Source organism: Nocardia sp. FBN12 (genome assembly GCF_050320175.1).
Lineage (GTDB): Bacteria > Actinomycetota > Actinomycetes > Mycobacteriales > Mycobacteriaceae > Nocardia.
Window position 1 is genome coordinate 1496051 of sequence record NZ_CP190048.1, and the last position, 10938, is coordinate 1506988.

Consider the following 10938-nt stretch of genomic DNA (forward strand, 5'->3'; position numbering starts at 1 on the left):
CCGCATCCACCGGGGATGCGGCCGCTGCAGTCGGGTGGGTGGGTCAGAGCCTTTGAGCAGAACGCACAGTCCGATCGCCGGCCATTGATAAGAAGACATGGGGCCCGCGTCGATGCGGTCACGCAGTGGAGTATTCATGGGCAGAGCATGGGTGTCCCGGCGCGACGACGACAAGTACGCGCTCATTCAATGAGCAGCGCGACGATTACGGTGTCACGCAGCTGCTTTGTGCCGCTTCCAGGATCAGATGGCGCAGGAAGCGGTGCTCTGGATCGTCGGTGAACACCGGGTGCCACCACATTGCCTGGGTCAGCTCGCCGAGGTCGACCGGGCACGGATAGGCCGTGAGACCCTCGCTCATCCCGGGGACCGCGAGCAAACGGCGCGGGACGAGTGCGATGCGGTCGCTGCCGGTGATCAGGCACGGGACGGTCATGAAGTTCTCGGTGACGATCTGGCGGGTCGGTTCGATGCCTAGCATGCGCAACCGGCGCGCGGCCGGGGTGGACGCGGTCTGCGAGTGATAGACGAGAACCCAGGGACGCCGCTGCAGGTCCTCGGCGGTCAGTTCGCCGCTGGCCGGTTCGTGGTCCCGATCCGTCACGACCATCCAATCATCATGGAAGACCGTCTCATTGGGTAGATCGGTGACGAAACCGTGCGGCACGAGCATGACGTCGTAGGTGGTGAGGGTGTGCTCGGCTCGGGCGACGAGTTCAGGTGAGGAGGGGAGAATACGCAGGCGTGCGTGGGGTGCGGCCGCCGTGAGCAGTTCGGCCAGACGTTGGCCGAGCAATGCTGTGGTGTAGTCGCTGGTCACCACCGAGTATTCGCGGCTGGTGTCGGTGGCGTCGAAGGTGCCGCGCGCGGAGAACACCCGCTCGACGCCCGTCAGCGCGGCCCTGGTGCGCTGACGCAGTCCTACGCCGAAGGGCGTCAACCGGTACCTGTTGCCGACCCGCTCGAGGATGTCGTCGTCGAAATGGCGGCGCAGCCGAGCCAAGGCCGCCGAGACGGCCGGTTGGGTGACGCCGAGATGCTCGGCGGCCCTGGTCACACTCTCGTTCTGCACCACGGCCTCCAGCGTGACGAGCAGATTGAGGTCGAGATTGGCCAACGGGCGAGCAGGCTGCTGCATAACTCCCATTTATACAGAACATCAGAAAACACGCCTTCCCTGATGGTGATGCGGGTCTCAAAGTGGAGTGAGTCACCACAACGTGCTCTGTCCCAGGGAAGTGATTCGATGCACCCTCACACCGCCCGCACCGTCCTCGTACTCGGCGGCGGTCTCGCCGGGTCGGCGGCCGCGGTCTTTCTCGCCCGCGCCGGTCTCGACGTCGAACTGGTCGAGGCGCGCGGCCGCGGCCACGCCGTCGGTTCCGGTATCACCCTGCAGGGCAACGCGTTACGCGTGCTGCGTGATCTCGGCCTGTGGACGGCCATCAGTCGCGAGAGCTGGGGTTTCGACACCCTCGGCATCCGCGCGACCGATGCCGCCGGCACCCTGCTCGCTGAGATCCCCGATGTCAAGACCGGCGGCCCCGACCTCCCGGCCGCGGTCGGGATGGAGCGGCCGGTGCTGGCGGCGATGCTGCACGACGCCGCCGAGAAGGCCGGTGCGCGACTGCGTTTCGGCGTGCGGGCCACCGGATTCGACGCCGACGACACCGGTGTCGATGTCGTGTTCGACGACGGCGGTGGCCGCCGATACGACGTGGTGATCGGGGCCGACGGCGTCCGTTCACCGACGCGTCGCGCGCTCGGCATCGAGTCCGAGCCGCAGCCCACCGGCATGGGCATCTGGCGGTTGGTGTGTTCGCGTCCGGCATCGATCACCCGCACCGACCTCTACTACGGCGGTGCCGCGCACATCGCCGGATACTGCCCGACCGGACCGGACTCGATGTACGCCTACATCGTCGAGGACACCAGGGATCATTCGGCGCTGTCGAAAGCCGAGCAGCTCGAGGTGATGCGCGCACTGGCCGCCGAGTACCACGGCCCGTGGGACGAGGTCCGTGCGCTGCTGACCGATCCCGATGCCGTCAACTACACCAGGTTCGAACAACACGTGATCGACGGGCCGTGGAATCGCGGACGGATCGTGCTGATCGGCGACGCCGCGCACGCGTGCCCGCCCACCCTCGCCCAAGGCGGCGCGCAGGCACTCGAGGACGCGGCGGTGCTGAGTGAACTCCTCATCGCCGAACCGGTCGGACCGCAGCTGTGGCAGAGCTTCACCGAGCGCCGGCTGCCGCGGGCGAAAGCCGTGGTCGAGGCCTCGGTGCAGCTCGGCCGATGGATGCTCGACCACGATCCCGACGCCGACGTCCCCGGCTTGATGCGCCGCATCGCCGAACTCGTCGTGACACCGGCCTGACTACCCGCCGACCTCTACTACTCATTCTCGGAGCCTGCTCATGACCGATCATGTCTTCACCCACTTGCGGCACACGGCACTGGCCGTGCCCGACTTCGACAAGCAGCTCGACTTCTACACCAACCACTGGGGCCTGTCGGTGACCGCGACCGACGGCGATGTCACCTATCTGGCCGCGGAGGGCTCGCCCGAGCAGTACGTGGTGCGCATCCGCCGCGCCGCGGACAAACGTCTCGACCTGATCTCCTTCGGCGTCACCGACAGCGCGGCCGTCGACACCGTCGCCGAAAAGCTCGGTCGCGGCGGTGCGACCCTGGTCACCGAACCGGGCCGATTGCAGACGCCCGGTGGGGGATACGGGTTCCGGTTCTTCGACAACGAAGGACGCACGATCGAGGTGTCCGCCGATGTCGCCGCTCGTGAACATCGCAAAGTGGAAGTGGGCGAGGCGATTCCGGTGCGGCTGTCGCACGTGGTGGTGAATTCCTCGGATCCGGAAGCCACCGTGGCGTTCTACGAGAAGCATTTCGGTTTCCAGGTTTCCGACATTCTCATGCATCCGCGTATGGGCAAGATGATGTGGTTCCTGCGCACCAACCGGTGGCACCATTCGCTGGCCATCGCGCGCGGCCCCCATCCCGCGCTGCACCACGCGTCGTTCGAATTGCGCGGTCTCGACGAGTACATGCGTGGCACGGGACGGATGCTGAGGTCGGGCGTCGAGAAGATCTGGGGCCCCGGCCGGCACCTCGCGGGCAACAACACCTTCTCGTACTTCCTCGACCCCAACGGCAACACGATGGAGTACACGACCGAACTCGAGTCCCTCGATGAGGACACCTGGCACCCGCATCTCTACGACTTCTCCCAGCCCGAGGTCAGCGACCAGTGGGGGACCGCCAACGCGATGGACGAATTCGTCGCCGCGAAGTCGTTCAACGACCCCGACAAGGGTCTGTTCATCGCGCCGCCGGTCTGAAAGGGGTTATCCACCATGCGTTTCGCCATGATTCGCCGTGACGACGCGGCAGCTGTCGCCGCTGTCGTCGACGGCGACACCGTGTACCCGTTCCCGGACGGCACCACCGTGCTCGAACTCGTCGGGGCCGGGCTGACCGCCGCACTGGAGATGGGCAACCAGATCCGCGCGATCACCACGCCGATTCCGGTCGGCGAGGTCGGCTTCGACGCTCCGCTGGCACCGCCGACGATCCGTGACTTCGTGACCTTCGAAGAACACGTCGAAGGGGTCCGCGCGAGTGTCCAAGGGCGCGGCGGTGTTCCGGAGGCCTGGTATGCCGCACCGCATTTCTACTTCACCAACCCGCATACGGTGAACGGTCCGCACAGCGAGATCCGGGCACCGCACCACTGCGCGGAACTGGACTTCGAACTCGAGGTCGCGGCGGTCGTCGGCCGCGCCGGTCACGACCTGACCGTCGAACAGGCCGCCGACCATATTTTCGGCTACACGATCCTCAACGATTGGTCGGCACGTGATCTGCAGCGTCTGGAAATGCAGGTCGGCCTCGGTCCGGCGAAGGGCAAGGACTTCGCCAACACACTCGGCCCGGTGCTGGTGACTGCCGACGAAATGGTGCCGTTCCTCGACACCGACGGATTCCTCGAACTGCACTGCACCGCAAGGGTCAACGGGACCGAAGTGGGCCGCGACGTCCTGTCCAACATGGGCTGGACCTTCCCCGCGCTGCTGGCCTACGCCTCCCGCGACGCCGCGCTCGCCCCGGGCGACGTACTCGGCTCTGGCACCGTCGGCAACGGCGGCTGCCTGGCCGAACTGTGGGGCCGACGCGGCCGCCTCGACCCGCCACCGCTGAACACCGGCGACACGGTCGAACTCACCGTGGAAGGCATCGGCACCCTGGTCAACACGATCGGCGAACGCACCACCGCGCCACACCCCGTGCCTGCACCCCGCCTCCGCGACCGCGCCGACCACCGAGCCGAGGTGATCGCGCGGTGACAACCGACGCCACGGCGACAGTGGTTGTCACCGGCGCTGCCGGGGGCATCGGCCGCGTCGTCGCCGAACGACTCACCGACGACGGCTACCAGGTCGTCGCACTCGATCGCCACGGCAGTGATCGCGTCCGCGCGTTCGATGTCACCGACGAGCGACAATGGCGAGAATTGGCAGCCACCCTCGACGCACCCGTGCACGGACTGGTCAACTGCGCCGGCATCACTCGCCGCGCACGCCTCGGCGAGGTGACAGTGGCCGACATGACCGACACCTACGCGGTCAACGTGCTGGCACCGCTGCTGGCGATCCAGGCGCTGACACCCCTGATGAGCGCCGGCTCGGCAATCGTCAACATCGGGTCGATCGCGGCGCTCACCGGCCACTACCCCGTGGCCTACACCACCAGCAAATGGGCACTGCGCGGTCTGACCCACACCGCCGCACTCGGCTTGGGGGAACGCGGAATTCGGATCAATATCGTTCACCCGGGTTTCATCGATACCCCCATGACGGAATCGGCACCCGGCCCGTTCCGGTCGGCGTCGATCGGTGAGACCGCGCTGGCGCGTGCGGGGACCGCCGCCGAGGTCGCCGGCGCGGTGGCCTTCCTCCTCGGCCCGGATTCCACCTACATGACCGGCGGCGAGATCACCGTCGACGGCGGAGCGAGCTCGCACGGCGGCGTGAAGTCGATCTCGGATGCGCTACGACCCGAACCACAGGAGCACAGATGACCGGAACAGAAACTGCCGCAACGGAACTCGATCGCAGTGACCCGGAGTCCGCGATCGCCGCCGCCGCCCGGCGCTGCTCGAACTGGGCGCGGTGGGGTGATGACGATGTGCACGGCACCCTGAACTTCCTCGATGACGCCAAGCGGGCCGAAGCCGGGGCATTGATTCGGCACGGCCGCAGCTTCAGTCTGTCGCAGAGCTTCGATACGAACGGGCCGCAGCGTGGCTGGCGGCGTCGCTCGAATCCCGTGCACACCATGCTCGACACGGGTACCGACGCCGAAGCCGGGATACAGGGCTTTCCGCACGGTCTCGGCGGTGCCGACGACGTGGTGTCGATGCCGCTGCAGTGTTCGACGCAATGGGACGGCCTCGGCCACATTTTCGACCACGGCCGGGCCTGGAACGGGCGTCGCGCGGGCGAGGTGGTGACCTCGCAGGGCGATCAGGTCACCGGCATCGAAACCGTGGCGGATCGGATCGTGGGTCGCGGCGTGCTGCTCGACGTCGGGCGCGTGTACGGGACGGCTACGGAACTGCCGGACGGATTCGCCATCACCACAGCCCATCTCGAGGAGACGATCCGCACGCAGGGAGCGTCCTCGGCGGTCGGTCGCGGCGACATCGTGACCGTGCGCACCGGCCAGCTCACCCGCGCCCGCCGCGAGGGATGGAACGACTACGCGGGCGGCGCGGCACCCGGCCTGTCATTCACCACCGCGGACTGGTTGCACCGCACCGAGATCGCCGCCATCGCCACCGACACCTGGGGTTTCGAGGTACGGCCCAACGAGTTCGACGACGCCTTCCAACCCCTGCACCAGGTCGCCATCCCGCACATCGGGCTGTTCCTCGGCGAGATGTGGGACCTGGACGCGCTCGCCGAACACTGCGCCCGCGTCGGCAACTACGAGTTCTTCCTCGTCGCCGCGCCGATCCCGGTCACCGGCGCTGTCGGTGCACCGGTCAACCCGATCGCGGTCGTCTGAGCACCGGACGAGATCTGCGCCGAGTGCGGATCGTCGCCACGTTCTGAAACCTGTTGTACGAAAGGAAGATACTGATGTTCGAATACTTTCCCGGAAATTACGTCTGGAACCTCGGGGTGGTCGCGGCGCTGAACAGCGGCGGCTACATCGACGAAGTCGATCGGGCCTGCCGTCCCATCCGAGACGCGGCCACCCGTGGTGAGGACGCGGGCACCGAGGAGTTCCTCGCGTCCTGGACAGCGGTCGTCGACGACCTGGTCGAGGCCGCGGGCAGCGATCGGGCGATCGGGCGCACCCGGTCGGCGGGCCGCGCCTACGCTCGTGCCGCGAACTACCTGATCCACGCCGAGCGTATGCAGAGCCCACAGACGCCGGATCGCAACGCGATCTATCGCCGGGTGCTCGACTTGATGCAGCAGTCCTTCGACCTGGTCGATCCGAATACCGTGCGGGTCTCGATTCCCTTCCGCGACACCACACTTCCGGCCTACTTCACCCGCCCCGACGTAGCGGGTCCGGTGCCCTGCATGATCGTGTGGAACGGCCTGGACAGCACCAAAGAGCATATGTACTTGTCCGGGTTCGCCCACGAGCTCGCCGAGCGCGGGATCGCCACCCTCATGGTCGACTGCCCGGGCAGCGGTGAGGCACTGCGCCTGCAAGGACTCACCGCCCAGATCGAGACCGAGGAATGGGCGGCCGCCTGTGTCGACTACCTCGAAACCGTCGACTACGTCGACCCCGCGCGTATCGGTCTGGTCGGCTGGTCGCTGGGCGGCTACTACGCACCCCGCGCGGCGGCCTTCGAGAAGCGGCTGGCGCTGTGCGTGGCGTGGGGCGCCAACCACGACTGGGGCAAGGTGCAGCGTCGCCGGATCGAGCGCGAAGGTGAACGTCCGGTACCGCACTACTGGAACCACGTGCAGTGGGTCTGGGGCGAGAAGGACCTCGACACTTTCCTGAACAACGCCGACGGCGTCAACCTCGACGGCGTCGTCGAACAGATCACCGTGCCCTTCCTCATCGTGCACGGTGAGAACGACCGCCAGATCCCCCTGGAATACGCGCACCGGTCCTACGAACAGGCCACGGCCAGCCCGAAACGGCAGCTGCGGGTCTTCACCGCCCGCGAGGGCGGCGCCGAACATATCGGACTGGACAACTTCCCCCTGGTCAGCACCTATATCGCCGACTGGGTGACCGAGACCTTCGCCGAACTGGGGGCAGACCAGCCGACGGCGAGCGCCGTCGGCTGAACACCGCGGCGATGTCGGCCGGTGCCGTGCCCGGCCACCCGCCGACATCGCCGTCGGAATGCCCTGCTCACGTCGAATGTCACTGCGATAGGGTGTGATTCGTGACCACTGCGACACAGGCGGACAGACTCTAGCCACCGGTCCCTCGGTGGCTGCCCGGAGTCGGCGACACCGCGCCCTGACGGCGCGGTAGTTTTCGCTGCTCTGAAGTCCACCGGCCGGACCCGCTGTCGTCCGCGCGGCCATCCCCTTTCCTCGGATGCGCCGTCCGCTTCGCACTCAGTGGGAGTACCCCTATGCCCAAGTGGTTGGCGGCGCTGTTCGCCGCCTCGTTCGTGTTCTATACCGACGACTATGTGATCGCCGGTGTCCTGCCCGAGATCGCCCGCGATCTGGGCGTGAGCCAGGCCGCCGCCGGTCAGCTCATCACCGTGTTCGCCGTGACCGTCGCCCTGGTGGCGCCGGTCGCCGCCGTCGTCCTGGCCCGCGCGCCTCGACGCGTGCTGCTGGTGGCGAGCCTGTGCGCGTTCGTCGCTGCCAATGCGGCCGCGGCGGGCGCGTCGTCGTTCACCGTGCTGGTGATCCTGCGCGTCGTTGCTGCCGCGGCTGCCGCGGTCGCGACGCCGGCGCTGTTCGCCACCGCGGTCCAGCGGGCGCCCGCCGCGAAGGTCGGCCGCTATGTCGCGGTGGTAGCGCTGGGCGTCACCGGGTCGATAGCGGTCGGGGTGCCGATCGGCACCTGGATCGGTGGTGCGTTCGGCTGGCGCGCGGTATTCGCCACCATGGCGGTGTGCGGCCTGCTCGCCCTCGCCGGTCTGCTGATCACGGTGCCGCGCGGCATGGTCGGCGGTCCCGCGCCCGACTGGCGGGCCCAGGTGCGCAGCCTGGGGCGGCGGCCGGTGACCTTCGGTCTGCTGGCGAATATGTCGCTGATGACCGGATCGATGATGATGCTCACCTACCTCGCGCTGTTCCTCGCCGATGTCGCCGGGGCGGCCGTCGACGCCCGCGCCCTCTCCTTCGGTCTGGCTGGTATCGCGGGCACCCTCGGCATGTGGGGTGGCGGCGTGATGACCGACCGGCACGGCCCGGACCGTGCCCTGCTGATCGGTATGAGCGCCATCGCCGGGTCCATGGCCGGCCTGTGGCTGCTGTGGGGCATGCGCCCGGTCCCGATGACGGCCGTGCTGCCTGTACTCGCCGTGTGGGGTGCGGCCGCCTTCTGGAACTCACCCGCGATCCAAGCCCGGCTTGCCACACTGTCCGGCCCTCTGGCCCCACAGGCGCTGGCGCTCAACACCTCCGGCACATATCTGGGTGTCTCCCTCGGCGGTCTGCTCGGCGGTCTCACCCTGAACCGGTGGGGTTCGGGCGCACTGCCACCACTCGCGGTCGCCAGCACCGTTCTTGCGCTGGTGCTGCTGTCCAACGCGAGCGAACCCGTCCGTAAAACGGTGCCTCGCAAGTAGAGGGCCCGGCCGTCGGTGCGGGACGCATCCGCACCGGCGGTTCGGCCGCACATGAAGCGGGGGATCAGCGCGGATCGAGCCCGGTCAGTAGCAGGTCGACCGATCGTTCGGCCAAGCCGTCGGGTATGTCGCTGTTGAACTGCGTCGCATACATGTGCACGAGCCCGCCCAGGGTCAGCATGGTCAGCTGAGGGTCCGCGCCGGCGGTGACTTCGCCGCGCTCGATACCGCGACGGACGATTTCCTCGGACGCCGCGAGTCGCACGGCCCAGAATTCGCGGCGGGCCGCGTCGGTGTCGGCATCGACTTCGGTGATGACCGTGGAGCGGATCAGCGCCGCGCCGGAGGGGGTGCGGGCGAAGCGGATGAGCGTCGTCATGAATTCGAGTAGGTCGGCGCGTACCGATCCGGTGTCGGGGATGGGGATCTGTGACTCCATCCGGGAGAGCAGTGCGTCGACCAGCAGCCGAGGCAGCGTTTTCCAGCGTCGGTAGATCGAGGTCTCGTGCACGCCCGCGGCGGCAGCGATATCGGCGATGCGCACCGCCTCGATGCCGACGGTCTCGACGCGGGCGAGGGTCGCGTCCAGGACGGCGCGCCGCAGTCGCGCGCCGCGGATTTGCGGGGTGTGCTCGACAGACGGAGCCATTCGGCCATTATTGCAAGTCCTCTTGCGTTGTGTGGCTCCCGGGCTTAGCGTGGCGGTTATCGCAAGTTGACTTGCGATAGATCGCAGGAGGAGCGACATGAACGACAGTGACGTCGTGGTGGTCCGCGGCATCCGATTCGCCAGGGCGGACCGGTGGGGCAGGCCCGAACCGGTGCCCTACCTCGGCGAACCAGAGCGCGGGCGGCAACCGGTCACTGCGCCGCAGCTGCCAGGCCGGCTGGAACGGGTAATGGGTGCGCCGGTGCCGCTGCCGCAGTCGGAGGACTGTCTCGAGCTGTCGGTCACCGCGCCCGCGGCGACGCCGGATACTGTCGGGCGTCCCGTGCTGGTGTGGATTCACGGCGGGGCGTATCTGGCCGGGGGCGGCGCCTGGAATCTGTACGACCCGACCGAGCTGGTCCGGGAGACCGGCATCGTCGTCGTCTCGATCAACTATCGCCTCGGTGTGCTCGGCTACCTCCGGGCGTCGCACCGGGCAATCTCGGCCTGCTCGACCAGATCGCCGCGCTGACGTGGGTTCGCGAGCACATCGGGGAGTTCAGCGGCGATCCCACCCAGGTCACCGTCGCGGGCCAGTCCGCCGGGGCGCATTCCATCGTCGCGATGCTCGGCATCGAAGCCACCCGAGGGCTGTTCCGGCGCGCCATCGTGCAGAGCGCACCGTTCGGAATCGGATTTCAGAGTGCGGCGCAGGCGAAGCGCGCGGCACAGCGCTTCCTCGCCGCGCTCGGTAGCGATCCTCGAGACGCGTCAACCGCCGAGATACTCGCCGCGCAGGGTGCGGCCGTGCGCGCGCTGGCCGGCCCGGGCGGGCTGAACTCCGCGCCGCCGTTCGCGCCGATTGCCGATGTCGATCCGCTGCCGGACGAATCCCTGTGGCGTCGTGAGGTCGTGCGGCGAGCCGGCGACCTGCAGGTGATCATCGGGACAACGGCCGACGAGATGGGCGCGTTCTACGGTGGCCCGCATCCGGTGTTCTCCCGGATCCGCCGACTGCCGTTCGGTCCACGGATCGCGTCCGAGATCCAGCAACTGGTCGGACGCAAGGCATTCGAGGACGGCGCCGCCGCATTCGCGGATCTGCTCGCCACCCACGACGCCGACGTCTACCGCTATCGGGTTCGTGAACTGCATCCGAGCAACCCGTTCGGTCCCTGTCACTGCCTCGAACTGCCCCTGCTGTTCGGCGACGACAACGCCTGGTGGGACGCGGCGATGGTGCGACCGTTGAGCCGGGCCGACATTCGTGCGCTCGGCGGCCCGACCCGTAGCCGATGGGGAACTTTCGCGCACACCGGAGATCCGGGATGGCCGCGCCATCTGCCCGGTTCATCGACCACCCACCCGATCCCCTGAGGATGCTTGCCCGATGCCACTGCGCGCGCTGACCGAAACGGACGCGTCGTGCAGCGGATGAGCCAGATCGGTTGCCACGCAAAGCATCCACTATCAG

Annotated in this window: 9 protein-coding genes and 1 pseudogene; 8 read left to right on the forward strand and 2 right to left on the reverse strand. The window is 68.0% G+C overall.

Annotated features, from left to right (window positions below):
• Positions 1-205: 205 nt before the first annotated feature.
• Positions 206-1138: a LysR family transcriptional regulator gene (locus tag ACQHI0_RS07405; RefSeq protein ID WP_427907178.1), complete on the reverse strand. Its 933-nt coding sequence runs from the start codon at positions 1136-1138 to the stop codon at positions 206-208.
• A 108-nt stretch (positions 1139-1246) separates the two neighbouring features.
• On the opposite strand from ACQHI0_RS07405, the gene ACQHI0_RS07410 reads away from it, so the two are divergent.
• The 7 genes from ACQHI0_RS07410 (at position 1247) to ACQHI0_RS07440 (ending at position 8815) form a co-directional block, all read left to right on the forward strand.
• On the forward strand, positions 1247-2383 hold the full coding sequence (locus ACQHI0_RS07410; RefSeq protein ID WP_427907179.1) for an FAD-dependent monooxygenase: 1137 nt from the start codon (positions 1247-1249) through the stop codon (positions 2381-2383).
• 40 nt (positions 2384-2423) lie between these two features.
• Positions 2424-3362: a VOC family protein gene (locus tag ACQHI0_RS07415; RefSeq protein WP_427907180.1), complete on the forward strand. Its 939-nt coding sequence runs from the start codon at positions 2424-2426 to the stop codon at positions 3360-3362.
• Positions 3363-3377: 15 nt separating this feature from the next.
• Positions 3378-4367, forward strand: coding sequence for a fumarylacetoacetate hydrolase family protein (locus ACQHI0_RS07420; RefSeq protein WP_427907181.1), 990 nt, complete (start codon positions 3378-3380; stop codon positions 4365-4367).
• Positions 4364-5101, forward strand: coding sequence for an SDR family NAD(P)-dependent oxidoreductase (locus tag ACQHI0_RS07425; protein ID WP_427907182.1), 738 nt, complete (start codon positions 4364-4366; stop codon positions 5099-5101). Before ACQHI0_RS07420 ends, ACQHI0_RS07425 begins: the two co-directional genes overlap by 4 nt.
• Entirely contained in the window at positions 5098-6090 is a 993-nt protein-coding gene (locus ACQHI0_RS07430) for a cyclase family protein (protein WP_427907183.1), read from the forward strand. The genes ACQHI0_RS07425 and ACQHI0_RS07430 overlap by 4 nt, the downstream gene beginning before the upstream one ends.
• Positions 6091-6164: 74 nt before the next feature.
• Positions 6165-7346: an alpha/beta hydrolase family protein gene (locus tag ACQHI0_RS07435; RefSeq protein ID WP_427907184.1), complete on the forward strand. Its 1182-nt coding sequence runs from the start codon at positions 6165-6167 to the stop codon at positions 7344-7346.
• Between the two features lie 296 nt (positions 7347-7642).
• A complete protein-coding gene (locus ACQHI0_RS07440) occupies positions 7643-8815 on the forward strand; it encodes an MFS transporter (protein ID WP_427907185.1) in 1173 nt (390 codons plus the stop codon).
• A gap of 64 nt (positions 8816-8879) precedes the next feature.
• Here ACQHI0_RS07440 and ACQHI0_RS07445 read toward each other — a convergent pair whose 3' ends face one another.
• Positions 8880-9464 carry a TetR/AcrR family transcriptional regulator C-terminal ligand-binding domain-containing protein gene (locus ACQHI0_RS07445; RefSeq protein ID WP_427907186.1) on the reverse strand — a complete coding sequence of 195 codons (585 nt, stop codon included), beginning with the start codon at positions 9462-9464 and terminating at the stop codon, positions 8880-8882.
• A 97-nt stretch (positions 9465-9561) separates the two neighbouring features.
• On the opposite strand from ACQHI0_RS07445, the pseudogene ACQHI0_RS07450 reads away from it, so the two are divergent.
• Positions 9562-10841: pseudogene (locus ACQHI0_RS07450) on the forward strand (carboxylesterase family protein).
• Positions 10842-10938 lie beyond the last annotated feature (97 nt).